Source organism: Haliea sp. (assembly GCF_041395985.1).
Taxonomy (GTDB): domain Bacteria; phylum Pseudomonadota; class Gammaproteobacteria; order Pseudomonadales; family Halieaceae; genus Haliea.
This window is the reverse complement of sequence record NZ_JAWKZJ010000002.1, coordinates 311,111-326,895: the sequence shown is the minus strand read 5'-3', so window position 1 is coordinate 326,895 and position 15,785 is coordinate 311,111. Positions and strand designations below refer to the sequence as shown.

The window sequence follows — 15,785 nt, the reverse complement described above, 5'->3', positions numbered from 1 at the left end:
AGGGCTTTTGCCGCAGCCGGGGCCGTCATGAATTACCAGGACATCATCAAACAGCTGTCGCCGGAGATCTACCAGAGCATGCGACGCTCCGTGGAGCTGGGGCGCTGGCCCGACGGCCGCCCGGTTACGCCGGAGCAGCGCGCTCATGCCATGCAGGCGCTGATTGCCTGGGGGGAGCTGCATCTGCCGCCGGAGCAGCGGATCGGCTACATCGACAAGGGCAGCAAAGCCCGCGATACCTGCGATGATCCCGAGCCCCTGCGCTGGCGTGATTCGCAGGAGGGGCAGTGACATGGGGCAGGAGCTGGCGCGCGGCGCGCTGCGCAAAATGGCCACCGAACTGAGCCAGCCCGTGTCCTACACGCTGGTATTGGGTGATGCGCGCCTGCCGCTGAACGACTTGTTGGGTAAGTCTCTTACCCTGGAATACCTCGGTGAAATTCACTGCATCCACTGCGATCGCCTGACCAGCAAGAGCTTCAACCAGGGTTATTGTTACCCGTGTTTCCGTCGGCTTGCGCAGTGTGACAGTTGCATCATGAGTCCCGAGAAGTGCCACTACGACCAGGGCACCTGCCGCGAACCCGAGTGGGGGCTGGCGAACTGCATGATCGATCACATTGTCTATCTCGCCAACACATCCGGTCTCAAGGTGGGTATCACGCGGCACAGTCAGGTACCCACCCGCTGGATGGATCAGGGAGCCACGCAGGCGCTGCCGATTTTCCGGGTCGCCAGCCGCTTCCAGTCGGGTCTCGTCGAAAGCCTGTTCAAGGGTCACGTCGCTGACAAGACCAATTGGCAGGCCATGCTGAAAGGCCCTGCCGATCCAGCGGATCTGGCATCCGAGCGCCAGCGCCTGATGGAAGCCTGTGCCTCGGGTATTGCGGAGTTGCAAGGCGCTCATGGCCTGCAGGCGATAGCGCCTCTGCAAGCGCAGGAAACACTGATCGACTACCCGGTGCTGGCCTATCCCGGCAAAGTGTCCTCCTTCAACTTCGACAAGACGCCCCGGGTCTCGGGTACGCTGCAGGGCATCAAGGGCCAGTACCTGCTATTTGATACCGGTGTCATCAACCTGCGTAAATTCGGCGGCTATCAGGTCGCCCTCACGGAACATTGAGGATTCGCATGCGCGACGCAAAGCCCGGCGCAGTCTACCTGCGTGACTATCAGCCACCTGCGTTTTTCATCGAGCGCACGGAGCTCGCGTTTGACCTGCATGAGGATCACGCGCTGGTGAGTGCCTGCCTGCACATACGGCGTAACCCGGCGGTCACGGGCGCTAATCCACTGGAACTGCAGGGCCAGCAACTGGAACTGGTGTCCCTCGCGATCGACGGTCGCGCATTGTCGCCGGAAGACTATGTGCTGGATGATGCAGGTCTGCGCATCGGGCAGGTGCCCGACGCGTTCAGGCTGCAGTCGCAATGCCGCATTCAGCCCCAGAACAACACAGCGCTCGAAGGCCTGTACAAGTCGCGCAGTATGTTCTGTACACAGTGTGAGGCGGAAGGGTTCCGCAAGATCACCTGGTACCTGGATCGCCCGGACGTAATGGCGGTGTTTGATGTGACGGTGGAAGCGGATGCCACGCGCTACCCGGTGTTACTCAGCAACGGCAACCCGGTGTCCTTGCGTGCCCTGGGCAATGGCCGCCACCGGGCGCACTGGCACGATCCTTTTCCCAAACCCGCCTACCTGTTTGCGCTGGTGGCCGGCGATCTGCGCAGTGTCGATGACCGGTTTGTCACCGCGAGCGGTCGCAAGGTGGCTCTGCACATTTACGTGGAGGAGAAAGACCTCGATAAATGCGACCACGCCATGCTTTCGCTGAAGCAGTCCATGCGCTGGGACGAGGCGGTGTACGGGCGTGAGTATGATCTGGATATTTTCAATATCGTCGCGGTCGACGACTTCAATATGGGCGCGATGGAAAACAAGGGGCTGAACATTTTCAACAGCTCCTGTGTTTTGTGTAGCCCGGAGGTGACCACAGACAGCGAATTCCAGAGAGTGCAGGCAATTGTTGCCCACGAGTACTTTCACAACTGGTCGGGGAACCGGGTGACCTGCCGCGACTGGTTTCAGCTGAGCCTGAAAGAGGGTTTTACGGTCTTCCGGGACGCAAGTTTCTCGGCAGACATGGGGTCACCCACCGTTAAACGGGTGGCCGAGGTCAATGACTTGCGCAACACCCAGTTTGCGGAGGACGCGGGTCCACTGGCGCATCCGGTGCGACCGGAGTCCTTTATCGAGATTTCGAATTTCTACACCGCTACGATCTACGAGAAGGGCGCGGAAGTCGTGCGCATGATACATACCCTGTTGGGAGCACAACGCTTCCGCGCCGGGTCTGACCTCTATTTTCAGCGTCACGACGGACAGGCCGTCACCTGCGAAGATTTTGTGCGAGCCATGGAAGACGCCTCCGGCGTAGACCTGCAGCAGTTCCGGCTCTGGTATTCACAGGCCGGCACCCCGGTACTGTCCGCTGAAGGTGCCTATGACCCGGAGGCACAGCAGTTTCATCTGACCCTGCGACAGTCCTGCCCATCCACACCCGGACAGCCGGTGAAATTGCCGATGATGATTCCGGTCGCGCTGGGCCTGCTGGGGAGCGCGGGTAACCTGCCGCTTCGTCTGGCGACAGACGACCCGGCCTCAGCCCTGCAAACCCACCGGGTGCTGGTGCTGAACCAGCCCGAGCAAACCTTTGTGTTCGAACAGGTCAGCGAAGCGCCTGTGCCCGCGCTGCTGCGCGGCTTCTCCGCCCCGGTGCGCCTGGAGTATGCCTACTCCAGTGACGATCTGCGCGCCCTCATGAATCGCGAGGCGGATGGCTTCGTGCGTTGGGACGCGGCCCAGCAATACGCGTTGCGGGTGATCGCGCAGGGGCAGGCCGCCTACACGGCGGGTGACGCAATCGACGTGGAATCGGGCTATCTGGAGGCCTGCGGGCAGCTCTTGCAGGATCCTGCGCTGGATCCCGCGCTGGTCGCGGAGATGATCACGCTGCCCAGCGAAACGTATCTGGCAGACCTCGCGGCGGAGGCGGGTGGGGCGGATGTCGACGCCATCCATGCCGCTCGGCAGGCGGTGCGTTATGCCATTGCCACAACGCACAGGGAGGCGCTGCAGGCCTGCTACCAGCGTTTGCAGAGCACGGCGCCCTACGCGCCCGATGCGGCGCAGACAGGCGCGCGCCGCCTGCGTAACCTATGCCTGGATTACCTCGCGCTAGGCACCGCTGAGGGTCTGGCACTGGCCGCCACCCAGTTCCGGGAGGCCACTAACATGACCGACCGGCTTGCTGCCCTGCAAGCCCTGGCGTTCCACGGTCGCGATGACCGCAGCGATGCGGCTCTGCAACAGTTTTACCGCGACTGGGAGCACGAACCCCTGGTGGTGAATAAATGGCTGCAGCTGCAGGCCCTGGTTCCCGTGCCTGATACGCTCGAACGCGTGCAGGGGCTTGTGCCGCACCCGGCGTTCGATCTGCACAATCCCAACAAGGTGCGCGCCCTCATCGGCGCGTTCGCCAATGGCAACCCGGTCGCCTTCCACCGGGCGGACGGCGCTGGGTACCGTCTGCTGGCGGACAAGGTTACACAGCTCAATGCCCTGAATCCGCAGCTGGCGGCGCGTATGCTTGCGCCGCTTACGCGCTGGCGCAAGTACCGGGACAGGGGTGAGCAGATGCGCGCCGTACTCGTCGGGCTGTCCGCGTTACCCGGCTTGTCTCCCGATGTGTTTGAGGTTCTGCAGAAGTCGCTCGGAGACTGATCAGCGGGCGGGCTTCGCAGCCGGGTAGAGGGGGAATGCACTGTGGCTGCCGTTTTTTTCACCGGGCTGCTGACGCCGCAGCGCGGTGACAGCGGCGGCAAGTTCCGTGCCGCGCCAGGGATTGGCCCCGCGCCGATAGAGTGCCTCTTCCAGATCTGCAATGGCCTGTGTCAGTGTCGGGTCTCCGAACTGACGGGCTATGTCTGCAGTGCGTATGGGCCGGTCGGCGCCGAGTACGGTCCGGGCCCAGTCGATCAGCGCCACGCGCGCAGCCGCCGCGCTGTCGCTGGCACAGGCGGCCTGTAAGTGCTTGAAGGCACGCGTCTCGCTGCCAGCTGCGCGCGGGTCCGGCTCGGCCTGTGGTGTGGACACCGGGCGCCGCCGCCAGAGCAGGAACACAGTCGCCAGCCAGAGTGTTGCAAAGACCACTGCCAGGCTCTGCCAGAGCAGGCCTTGTGCCGCAGCCGACGTCGATGCATTGGAGGGAAGTGCCTGCGGGGACGTTGCATCGGCGGGTACCGCCGATGCCTGCGCGCCACGTGACGTCGCAGCCGCGGCGATCGTAATCCTGCGCTCGGGCACCACGGCGAAGCGCAGTACCTCCTGCTCGACATCCCACCAGGGGATGCGAAGCTCGGGGAGCGTGAAGTCTCCGGCGCGGCTGGCTACCAGCGCGGCGCTGTCCCGGCGCTGCCCGACCAGCCCGCTGCCGGACTCGCTGTCTACCACGTCGGGCTGATCCGGGTAATAGCGCAGGCCCTCCTGGGTGGTAAATGTCACCGGAGGCAGCTGCGCACCCTGCAGGCCCTCGCCACGCAGGGTGATGGTACGCGTTGCCGACTCGCCCACCTGCAGTGATTCCGGCGCTGTGGACCAGGATTCCTCGATGCTCAGATTGCTCGCAGGCAGCCAGGTGGCGTCGGCGGGGAATCCGCTGGGTCGCGGCAGTACGCGCACGGTCACCGGCTCGGTGCGGCGCTGGATCTGACGCCCGCCCGTACCGAAGTCAAATACGCTGCGTCGGCCGGCACTCTCACGGCCGGAAAACACCTGAGCCGGGATAACCAGCGTGCCACTCTGTTCCGGGAAGATCGCGTAACGTATTTCATGCACCAGCCAGGGTCGGCCGTCTATCGTGCGTTGAAAGGAGTTCTGCTCCAGGGGCTGCACATAGGCATTGTCGAGCTGCAACTCGCTGACGCTGCGGGAATCCAGGTTAATCGCCTGCTGAATACGCACGGTGAGCAGCAGCTGCCCCTGTACATACACGGCATCGCGATCGACTTCAGCGGTGACCACGACGGTCTCCTCACTGTCAGTGGGCTCGGGTGGCGGCCCCACCTCGATGGCTATGGGCTCACTGGTCGAGGCGCCAATGCGCAGGCCCGGAATCGCCAGCAGCCCCTGGCGTCGGGGGCTCAGGTCAAGCAGGAGTTGTCGCGTCTGGGTGCGCTGGCCGTTGATGATACTGGTGCTGCTCGTTTTACTGCGCTGCAGCACCTCGAAATCCGCCAACAAGCGACGCAGGTCCAGCGCGTCGAGATCTTCGTTCGCGGTGGCGGTAATGACCAGCCTGAGGCTGTCGCCGAGGGCCACCTGTTGCCGGTCGACAGCGACTTCCAGCGCCGCCTGCACTGGAGCCAGCCACAGAGCAAGCACCAGCAGCACCCAGAAACGCTTACCACTCAACATCATTGCCTGTCCCCGGTTGTTGTTGCCGTTTACGACTCTCATAGCGGAACTTTTCACGCAGCAATCCAGAGGGATCGTCGGGCACCCGTCGCAGCCACTGCTCCATAGCCTGATTGCGCTCGGCTTCCTCCATGGACAACTCGGGTACCGGAACGTTTTGCAGTGAGCCAGGCTGCGCGGGCCGCTCGTTTTCTGCCGGTTGCTGTGCCGTCTCTTGCGGCGGTGTTTCCTCCTCCGGTGAAGCACCTGCCGTTGCGTTGTCATTCTCGTCCGGGTCCCGCTGTTTGCCCTCTGGCTCACTGCCGGGGTCCTGCGGTGGCGCATCGTCTGCGGCGTCCTCTCCTTTGTCAGAGGGGTCAGCCGCATCGCCGCCGCCTTGTTCGGGCGGCGAATTCCCAGGCTCCTGTTCAGCGGATTCTCCGGGCTCTTGCGCCTGCTCCTGCTGACGTTGCAGCTTCTCCAATAGCGCCAGATTGGCTTTGGCATCGTCCTTATCCGGATCCAGCTCCAGTGACTTCCGGTAGGCGTTCATGGCAGCCTCCAGCTGACCACTGCGCGCCAGCGCATTGCCGCGGTTGTACCAGCTGTCCGCGTTTTCCTCTGCAGCAAACAGCTCGGCGGCCAGGTCAAAGTCGCCACTCTGGTAGGCCGCGGTGCCCTTCCAGTCAGGGTCCCTGAACAGCGCAGCAGCGCTTTCCGGATCATCTGCTTCAAGCGCTTTTTGCCCCTGCTGGTCCGGTGTCAGCCATAAATCTTCCCAGACCCCGGCATCTGCGGGGGACGGTTGGAAGAAGAACAGCAGGGGGACGAGCGTGAGCAGCCAGCCACGGCGGAAGAGGGCGAGGCCGAGGGGCAGGAGTGCAACAATCAGCCAGTAGCCCTGGTCCTCCCAGGCGTCTGCACTGCGGTTGTCAGCGATGCGTGTTTCGCGGGTGAGGACTGGCTGGGAGAGCAGATAACGCAGGTCGCTGTCGTCAACCCGCAGTTTGCTGTAAAGGCCACCTGTGGCGGCGGCCAGGACTGTAAGCTGGCTTTCATCCAGACCAGGCATGACAATCGCCCCGCTGTCATCGCGCACGAATCCGCCCCGGGGAAGCGGCATCGGGGCGCCACTTCGGGTGCCGAGGGCGAGTATGGAAAGGCGGGCGGATGAGCCCTCCAGCAGCCCCTGGATACGCCGGCTCTGGTCATCGCTCACGCCATCGGTCAGCAACAGCAGGCGCCCGTGCGTGGTGCCTGCAGAGGTCAACAGCTCCAGCGCGAGCGCAATCGCGGCGGAGGTATTACTGCCCGGCAAGGGCATCATGTCGGGATTCAGCGCGGGCAACAGGTTGGCAATGGTTGCGGTGTCGTCTGTCAGCGGGGTTACCACATGCGCATCGCCCGCGTAGGCCACCAGTCCGGTCTGGCCTTCGTCGCGCTGCTGCAGCAGGTCGAGCAGTTTCTGCCGTGCCCGGTCCAGTCGCGAGGGGGCCTGGTCGGCAGCTTTCATGGAGTAGGACAAGTCCAGAACCAATACCAGTGCATCCTGCACCTGCTCTACCGGGTGTGGAATCTGCTTCAGGCTCGGCCCTGCCGCCGCAACTGCGGCCAGCAGCCACCCCAGCAGGGCGCACCAGAGTACCCGTCGGCGGTGGCCAGCGCGGGTCCCCGCATCGGGTGCCAGGTAAGAAAGCAGGCGTGCGTCGATAACCCGCGTCCAGTCGCCGGCCCGCTGCCCCTGCCGCCACAGCATCCAGGCCAGCGGAATGGCAGGAATGCCCCAGAGCAGCCAAGCAGGGCGCATGAAATGCAGGAAAACCTCGGGGTTATCCACGGGCAGTCTCCCCTGTGACCAGGGCGCCACTGCCGCGCAGTCGCCACAGGTGACGCGCGGCAAGCCCGAAACTGATGAGCAGGGCGAATAACAATGGCCAGTGACCCAGTGCCTGCCGCGGGCGATAGGTCGCGGCGTCAACTTCCACCGGCTCCAGTTGATCGAGCAGCTGGTAGATGCCGGCGAGCTCCTGCGGGTCTCGCGCGCGGAAATAGCGTCCTCCGGTCATCTCGGCGATGGCCTGCAGGCTCTCCTCGTCAAGATCCGCAGACGGGTTGACGCGACGGCTGCCAAAGCTGGACCCGAAGAGACCGGGAATCGCCAGCTGATCGGCACCAATGCCGATCGTGTACACGCGGATACCGAGGCCCTGGGCCAACCGCGCCGCGTCCATGGGGTCAACACTGCTGGCAGTGTCCTGCCCATCGGTCAGAAGGACCAGCACGCGGCTTTCTGCGGGGCGTTCGCGCAAACGTTTGACGGCGAGCCCAATGGCGTCACCGATGGCGGTCTCCTGGCCAGCAAAACCGATCTGGGCCTCACGCAGGAAACGTTCCACCGTTGCGATATCAAAACTCAGCGGAGATTGCACGTAGGCATTGCTGCCGAACAGAATAAGCCCTACCCGGTCGCCGCGACGACGCTCGATGAATTCGGCGCCGACGGCTTTCACCGCGTCCACGCGACGCACCAGATTATTGCCGACCTGCATATCCTCAACCCGCATGCTGCCGGAGATATCCACGGCGAGCATCAGGTCGCGACCGCTGGCGGGCAATTGCACAGGCTCACCAATCCAGGTGGGGCGGGCGGCGGCGGTGAGCAGGCACAGCCAGAGCAGCCAGAGCAGAACCAGTGGAGGCAGGCCTGTGGTGCCCCCCAAACTGCCGCGCGATTGCTCCAGTGCCTGCCAGTCCTCGAAAAACGGTGCGCGCAGCGCGGCCGCCTCGCTACGCGCTGCCGGCAACCAGCGCCGGATCAGCAACGGCAGTGGCAGCAGCAGCGCCATCCAGGGCCATAGCCAGGTGATCATGCGCGGCCACCCCGGTGTCGGCGCAACCAGGCGTCAGCGCAGGCGAGCAGGGCCGGAACATCAACGAATCCCGGGTCGGCCGCGTGTGCCCGCGCGATGGCATCGGGAAAGCGCTGTTCACTGCCCGCTGCAAGAAACTCCGTATTCAGGAAGTCCAGCCAGGCCGCGCCGCTCAGCGCTGCGACGGTGCGTCGTGGATACACCTGCAGGCAAACGCCCTTGAGCAGCACATTGATCGCACACAGTGTGGCTGCCGGATCCTGCCCGGCAGCATGCTGATCTGCGATGGTGCGCAGTTCGGCCCGCGCCAGACGTCGATAACGGTTGCGTCTGTGCCGCCTCCACACATGCCAGCCCAGCGTGGCCAACGCGGCGCAGCCCAGCGCTGCGAGAAGCCACCAGCCCGGCGCAGGCGGCCAGAGCGCGATGGGCTCGGGCGTGCGCAGGGGGTGCAGGGCGGCAAGCGGGTCTTGCGGCGTCATGCGCGCGGTTCCCCAAAATAGCGCTGCAGCAGCAGAAAAGGCGAGTTTTCTGTGCTGGCAGCAAGCAATGGAATCCCCAGCCGCTGCAGCTCCGTCTGTAACGCCGCCGTGCGCTCTGCGGCGAGGGCGGTGTAGCGGGCGCGCAACTGACGATCACTGGTGATCAGTTCGGCTCTGCGCGAGCCATCGGTGACGGCGTAGCGGCCGGGTGGCGGCAGCATGGACTCCAGAGGGTCGCTGCAGGCGATGGCCGTAATCTCCGTGTGCTGTGCCAGACGAAAGAGGTGCTCGCGCACGGCGGGCTCTGCCGCATCATGAAAGTCGCTGATCAGATAGAGGCTGGTTCCCGGTCGGGCGATGTGGCGCAGTGTCTCCAGCATGGCGGCCAAGCCACGGGGTGGATGCTGCCGCCTGATATCGGGCAGTTGCGCGTTGAAGTTGACGATGTGTGAGAGCAGGGCCAGCACCGTTTTGCGGCTGCGCCTGGGCCGTACCTCCTGATGGGACGCTTCGTTGAAGACGACACCGCCAACCCGATCGCCGTTGCCCAGTGCGCTCCAGGCGAGCAGTCCGGCGAGGTGAGCGGCAAGCACCGACTTGAAGCAGCAGTGCGACCCGAAAAACAGGTGCTGCCGTTGGTCGACGACGACGAGCACCGGCCGTTCGCGCTCCTCGCGAAATACCCGGGTGTGAGCGCTGCCCGTGCGGGCGGTGACACGCCAGTCGATAGTACGGATATCATCGCCCGCCTGGTAAGTGCGCACCTCTTCGAAATCAATGCCGCGACCGCGGAAATTGGCCTTGTTCGGCCCGGTCAGGGCCGCCAGCGCCCTGGTGCGGCGAGACAGGCTCAGATGCGCAGCGGAAAAGCGCAACCCGATCAGTGCATCGAGTGTTGCGTAGGCGCCGGTCGCGGGCCCTGTGGCATCGGCGATGCTCACCTGGGCAGCCCTACGCGGCGGGGACGAGAGTCAGCAACTCGTCGATGACGTGGTCCGGGGTGATGCCTTTGGCCTCCGCTTCAAAGCTGAGAATCAACCGGTGACGCAGCACGTCGGCGGCGATTGCCTGCACGTCATCCGGGCTGACAAAGTCGCGTCCACGCAGCCAGGCGTAGGCACGGGCGCAGCGGTCCAGCGCAATCGTGGCGCGGGGGCTGGCGCCGTACTCGATCCAGTTTCCCAGCTGCTCGTTGTACGCAGCCGCCTGGCGGGTGGCAACCACCAGTTGCACGATGTAATTTTCAACGGTGTCGGCCATGTGCAGGCCGAGTGCTTCATTGCGCGCGTCGAAGACACTTTGTTGAGGCAGCGGCGTGGGCGTGGGAGCACCGCCACTGCGCGCTTCAGCGCGCGTCAGGCGCAGAATCTCCGCCTCTGCCGCGGCATCCGGGTATCCAACTTTCACGTGCATCAGGAAACGGTCCAGCTGTGCCTCGGGGAGAGGGTAGGTGCCCTCCTGTTCAATCGGGTTCTGGGTCGCCATCACCAGGAACAGCGCCGGGAGCGCCCAGGTTTCAGCGCCGACGCTCACCTGGCGTTCCGCCATGGCCTCGAGCAGCGCCGACTGCACTTTCGCTGGCGCACGGTTGACTTCGTCCGCAAGCACCAGGTTGTGAAAGACCGGGCCGCGCTGGAAATGGAAGCTGCCTTCCTGGGGGCGATAGATTTCCGTGCCGGTGATATCCCCAGGCAGCAGGTCCGGGGTGAACTGAATGCGGTGGAAGCTGCCCTCGATGCCATCTGCCAGGGCCTTGATGGCGCGGGTTTTGGCGAGCCCCGGTGCGCCCTCCACCAGCAGGTGGCCATCTGCCAGCAGGGCGATGATCAAACGTTCGACCAGATGCGATTGCCCGATGATCTGGCCACTCAACCAGCTTTCCAGCGTTCTCAGTTCAGCGCTAGCCACGCAGTCTCCTTTAATTGTTGACACTACCGCGTCTGCGGCTGGGCGCGTATTGTAGCCAATACCCTGTGCGACTTCACGCCCGCTCCAACGCAGCCCTTGGAGCCCCGTCGCTGTGTAAAAGTTCCCTCCGCAGACATCACGCCCGGGGAGCCCTTTAGGGTAGACTGGGCATGGCGAAGAGAAAAAAAACAGTCGCCCAGGGCGCGGGAGCAGTGCAGCATGGCGTGGGACGAATTCAAGAAAAACCTGCTCAGGGAGCTGTCTGTGCGCATCGACGCGCAGGCCGCCGAGGATGATCGCGCGTCCCTGCACGAGCTCGCAGACGATTTCTTTTCCCGCTACCCCGCGGAAGACCTGCGGCATCGATCGATTGATGACCTCTACGGCTCGCTGTATGGCCTGCTTCACTTCATGGCTGATTGGGACGCGCCAGAACCCAAGGTGCGTATCTTCAACCCGACCCTGCAGGATCACGGCTGGGAAAGCAAAAGCACGGTAATCGCCATTCTTTGTCGGGATTTGCCCTTTTGCACGGCCTCTGTGCGTGGCGAGTTGAACCAGCGCAATATCCGCATTCATGCCCTGGCGAGCTGCAACCTGTTGGTCGTCCGTGATGCCGAGGGCGCATTGGAGGCCGTGCTTGGTGCCATGCCCGATGAGGCATCCCGGGTGTCTCATGAGAGCCTGCTGTTCTTCGAAATCGGTCGGCACTCACGCCCCGATCAACTGGGTGAACTGCATGACGCCCTGCGGGATATCCTGCGGGAAGTTGCCCTGGTGGTCGACGACTTTGCGGCAATGCGCGAGCGCCTGCAGTTGGCGCGTGACGCAGTCAGCGCCAATGCGGGCCAGGATGTCGAGAGCCGCAGCGAAGCGCTGGAGTTTATCGACTGGCTGCAGCAGGATCGCGTGACGTTTCTGGGCTATGAATACCTGCAGGTAACCCGGGAGGGACCGGACTACTCTGTCCATGAAGATCCGGCCGAGCGGTTGGGCATTCTGCGTCAGCGCGACACACGGGGTGCCCAGGATTTGCAAGCGGATCTGCATGCGATGTCCCCCGAGGAACTGCGCAGGCGTCAGCTGAGTTTTGCCAAGTCCGGACTGCGCTCCCGCGTTCACCGCCAGGCCTATCCCGACTACATCGAGATCAAGGTGTTTGATGCGGCCGGTGATGTGGCCGGCCAGCACCGGTTCATTGGCCTGTACACCTCGGCGGTATACACCATGAACCCAAACCTGATCCCGATCCTGCGACGCAAGGTTGCGCAGGTCGTGGAGGGCTCGGGGCTGGATCCGCGCGAGCACGATGGCCGGGAACTCGCTCGCGTGCTGGAGCTGTTTCCGCGTGACGAGCTGTTTCAGTCGAGCGTTGACGAACTGCGCAGTACGGTGCTCTCCGTCAACCGCATCCAGGAGCGGCGCCAGACCCGCCTGTTTGTGCGTCGGGATGTACACGGCAAATTCTTCAGCTGCCTGGTGTACATGCCGCGTGATCGCTACAGCACGCAGCAGCGCTGCGTTATGCAGGACATCCTGTGTCGCGCGCTGGGCGCCGAGGAATCGGAGTTCACGACCTATTTTTCCGAGTCGGTGCTGGTGCGCTGTCACTTTGTCCTGCGGGTAGACCCCGCGGTGCGCAGGGCGTGGGATGTCAACGAGATTGAGGAGCAGATCGTGCAGGCAACACTGGCATGGGAAGACCGGCTGCGACTGCGCCTGATTGAGGAGTTTGGCGAGGAACTGGGAGAGCAGCACGCGCGTGAACTCGGGCCGGGCTTCCCGCCGGGCTACCGTGACGACTTTGATCCTCGCGTCGCCGTGCTGGATATCAAGCACCTGTTGAGCCTTCGAGCCGGGCAGAAGCTGGGGATGAACCTGACGCGCAAGCTCGAAGAGGATGAGGATCGCCTGCGCCTGCGGCTCTACCACCGCGGTGAGTCACTGCCGCTGTCGGATGTGTTGCCGATCCTGGAGAATCTGGGTTTGAGGGTCATCACTGAGCGGCCCTATGGCATACGCGCCGCCGACGATACCCGGTACTGGATTCAGGAGTTCACGCTCAGCTATTCGCTGTCGGACAATATCGACCTTGAGCAGGTGCGCGAAGAGTTCGAGGATGCCTGAGAACGCATCTGGTTCGGCGAGGCTGAAAGTGACTCCTTCAACCGACTTCTGCTGGGAACCCGGCTGAGTTGGCGGGAGATCGCGCTGTTGCGTGCCTACGCGCGCTACCTGCGCCAGATACAGTTTCCCTACAGTGTGGATTACATCGCCGAGACCATGGCGGATCATCTGCAGATCACCGGCGGCCTGGTGGAACTGTTCCTGACCCGGTTTTCGCCGGCATTTGATGGCGACGATGAATGGCGCCACCAGCGGGAGCAGGCCGTGGAGGACAGGTTGCTCGCGGCTCTGGACGAGGTACAGAACCTCGGCCAGGATCGGATCATCCGCCAGTATGTGAAGGTCATCAAGGCGACCCTGCGCACGAATTTCTTCCAGCCCGGAATCGACGGCAAGTTCAAGCCCTACTTCTCATTCAAACTGAGCCCGCGCGACATACCCGATGTGCCCCGCCCCGTGCCGCTGTATGAAATCTACGTCTATTCACCCCGTGTCGAGGGCGTGCACCTGCGCGGTGGCAAAGTGGCGCGTGGTGGGCTGCGCTGGTCGGACCGGCTGGAGGATTTTCGTACCGAGGTGCTCGGCCTGGTCAAAGCCCAGCAGGTGAAGAATGCGGTGATTGTGCCGGTCGGCGCGAAGGGGGGCTTCGTCGCGAAGTGCCTGACCCCGGGCATGTCGCGGGATGAGGTGCAGGCTGAGGGCGTAGCCTGTTACCAGATATTCATCCGCGGTCTGCTGGATATTACTGACAATCGCGGTGAGGGCGGCATTCTGCGTCCGCCGCTGGTGGTCGCCAAAGACGATGAGGACCCCTACCTGGTGGTAGCGGCAGACAAGGGCACGGCGACCTTTTCCGACATTGCGAACGCGCTGGCGCGTGAGTATGGTTTCTGGCTCGGGGATGCCTTTGCCTCCGGCGGCAGCGCCGGTTATGACCACAAGAAAATGGCCATCACGGCGCGCGGCGCCTGGGTGTCAGTGCAACGGCACTTCCGTGAGCTGGGTATCAACGTCCAGCAAACAGATTTCACCGTAGTGGGTATCGGTGATATGGCGGGGGACGTGTTTGGCAACGGTATGCTGCTCTCCCCACACATACGCCTTGTCGCGGCCTTCAATCACCAGCATATATTTGTCGATCCCGAGCCGGATGCCGCCGCCAGTTACGCCGAGCGCCAGCGTCTGTTCGCACAGCCACGCTCGAGTTGGGCTGACTATGACACCACCCTGATATCCGCGGGCGGCGGTATATTCGATCGCGGCGCGAAGTCGGTGTTCATTTCACCACAGATGCAGTCGAGATTCGATATTGCTGTCGACAGGCTGACCCCGAACGAACTCATCTCGCAACTGCTGCGCGCAGAGGTGGATCTGCTCTGGAACGGGGGCATCGGTACTTATGTCAAGGCCAGCAGCGAATCCCACACGGACGTCGGCGACAAGGCCAACGACGGTCTGCGCATCAACGCCAGCGAGCTGCGCTGTCGGGTCATCGGCGAGGGCGGCAACCTGGGCATGACGCAGCTGGCCCGGGTCGAGTATGGCCTGGCGGGCGGGCGCTCCAACACCGACTTTATCGACAACGCGGGCGGGGTGGACTGCTCCGACCACGAGGTCAATATCAAGATCCTGCTCAATGCTGTCGTGGAACGCGGTGACCTTACCGGCAAACAGCGCAACGTGCTGCTTGAGGACATGACTGACGGCGTGGCGGCGCTGGTGCTGCAGAACAACTACCGTCAGACGCAGGCGATCAGCCTTGCCGAGGCGGAGGTGCAGGAGCGCAGCGGCGAATACCGGCGCTATATCAGCAATCTGGAAGCCGCGGGCAAGCTCAACCGGCAGCTGGAGTTTATCCCCACCGACCAGGAACTTGCCGACAGGCGAGCCCAGGGACAGGGGTTGACGCGCCCCGAACTGGCGGTACTGGTGTCTTACAGCAAGGCCATCCTCAAGGAAGAGCTGATCGCCTCTGACCTCGGCCTGGACCCGCATCTGGCCGCAGCAGTGGCCACAGCGTTTCCAGCGCAGCTGGTGCAGCGCTATCCGGATGAAGTGGCCGAGCACGGCCTGCGCCGTGAAATCATGTGTACCCAGGTGGCGAATGACATCGTCAATCGTGTGGGATTCAATTTTGTACCGCGGCAGCGCAAAGCCACTGGCGCGCCGGTGGCAGACGTTGCCAGGGCCTATACCGCGGTGATGCACATCTATGCCGTCGATGAGTTATGGGGGCGTATCGAGGCGCTGGACTACGTGGTTGATGCAACGGTGCAACAGGCCATGATGCATTGCCTGATTCGGCTGGTACGCCGTGCCAGCCGCTGGCTGCTGCGGAATCGACGCCATGAAATGGCGCCGACACGTGCCATCGCCGAATTTGCAGACGGTGTCGCGCAGCTGCGCGAGGCGCTTCCGACCATGTTGCGCGGGCGGGCGGCAGAGCAGTACCGTGCCATGTCGCAGCAGTGGCAGGAAGCGGGTGTCGATGCCTCGCTGGCCGAGGCCGTGGCGGGTGCTCTGCAGGGCTACACCGCCCTGGGCATAATTCAGGCGGCGCGGGAGACGGATGCACCGCTGATGCACGTGGCCGAGCTGTACTTCGACATGGGTGAGCGACTGCAACTGGACTGGTTCAGTGGGCAGATACTGGCCAGCAAAATCGAGAACGAGTGGCAGGCGCTGGCGCGCGATACGTATCTTGAGGATCTGGAGTGGCAGCAGCGTACGCTGGCTGTCGGGGCACTGCGCTATCTCACCCCAGAAGGGTCCCTCGAGGCATGCCTGGAAACCTGGGAAGCGCAGCAGGCAGCGCTGTTGTCGCGCTGGCAGGATATGGTGACCGAGCTACACACCACGGACTCACCGGACTTTGCGATGTTCGCTGTGGCCGTCCGCGAGCTTCTCGACCTGGCGCAGAGCAGCCTGCGAACCTGAAACC

At 63.5% G+C, this 15,785-nt stretch carries 11 protein-coding genes; 5 read left to right on the top strand and 6 right to left on the bottom strand.

Annotated features, from left to right (window positions below):
• Positions 1–27: 27 nt before the first annotated feature.
• Genes R3E49_RS05075 through pepN form a run of 3 tightly spaced genes read left to right on the top strand, consistent with a single transcriptional unit; the run spans position 28 to position 3,786 of the window.
• A complete protein-coding gene (locus tag R3E49_RS05075; protein ID WP_371294046.1) occupies positions 28–291 on the top strand; it encodes a YeaC family protein in 264 nt (87 codons plus the stop codon).
• 1 nt (position 292) lies between these two features.
• Positions 293–1,123, top strand: coding sequence for a DUF2797 domain-containing protein (locus R3E49_RS05070; RefSeq protein WP_371294045.1), 831 nt, complete (start codon positions 293–295; stop codon positions 1,121–1,123).
• 8 nt (positions 1,124–1,131) lie between these two features.
• Positions 1,132–3,786, top strand: coding sequence for an aminopeptidase N (gene pepN, locus R3E49_RS05065; protein ID WP_371294044.1), 2,655 nt, complete (start codon positions 1,132–1,134; stop codon positions 3,784–3,786).
• On the opposite strand, the gene R3E49_RS05060 is transcribed toward pepN, so the two are convergent.
• The 6 genes from R3E49_RS05060 to R3E49_RS05035 are packed head-to-tail and all read right to left on the bottom strand — an operon-like array spanning position 3,787 to position 10,717.
• Positions 3,787–5,481, bottom strand: coding sequence for a BatD family protein (locus tag R3E49_RS05060; protein ID WP_371294043.1), 1,695 nt, complete (start codon positions 5,479–5,481; stop codon positions 3,787–3,789).
• Positions 5,465–7,294, bottom strand: coding sequence for a VWA domain-containing protein (locus R3E49_RS05055; protein WP_371294042.1), 1,830 nt, complete (start codon positions 7,292–7,294; stop codon positions 5,465–5,467). Before R3E49_RS05055 ends, R3E49_RS05060 begins: the two co-directional genes overlap by 17 nt.
• Positions 7,287–8,327 (bottom strand): VWA domain-containing protein, encoded by a 1,041-nt coding sequence (locus R3E49_RS05050; protein WP_371294041.1) that lies wholly within the window; start codon positions 8,325–8,327, stop codon positions 7,287–7,289. The genes R3E49_RS05055 and R3E49_RS05050 overlap by 8 nt, the downstream gene beginning before the upstream one ends.
• Positions 8,324–8,809, bottom strand: a complete 486-nt coding sequence (locus tag R3E49_RS05045; RefSeq protein WP_371294040.1) for a DUF4381 domain-containing protein — start codon at positions 8,807–8,809, stop codon at positions 8,324–8,326. The genes R3E49_RS05050 and R3E49_RS05045 overlap by 4 nt, the downstream gene beginning before the upstream one ends.
• Complete coding sequence (locus tag R3E49_RS05040; protein ID WP_371294039.1) at positions 8,806–9,750, bottom strand: DUF58 domain-containing protein; 945 nt, start codon at positions 9,748–9,750, stop codon at positions 8,806–8,808. The genes R3E49_RS05045 and R3E49_RS05040 overlap by 4 nt, the downstream gene beginning before the upstream one ends.
• Positions 9,751–9,760: 10 nt before the next feature.
• Entirely contained in the window at positions 9,761–10,717 is a 957-nt protein-coding gene (locus R3E49_RS05035; protein WP_371294038.1) for an AAA family ATPase, read from the bottom strand.
• A gap of 219 nt (positions 10,718–10,936) precedes the next feature.
• On the opposite strand from R3E49_RS05035, the gene R3E49_RS05030 reads away from it, so the two are divergent.
• Positions 10,937–12,844, top strand: coding sequence for a hypothetical protein (locus R3E49_RS05030; RefSeq protein ID WP_371294037.1), 1,908 nt, complete (start codon positions 10,937–10,939; stop codon positions 12,842–12,844).
• A 6-nt stretch (positions 12,845–12,850) separates the two neighbouring features.
• Complete coding sequence (locus tag R3E49_RS05025) at positions 12,851–15,781, top strand: NAD-glutamate dehydrogenase (protein WP_371294295.1); 2,931 nt, start codon at positions 12,851–12,853, stop codon at positions 15,779–15,781.
• Positions 15,782–15,785: the final 4 nt, after the last annotated feature.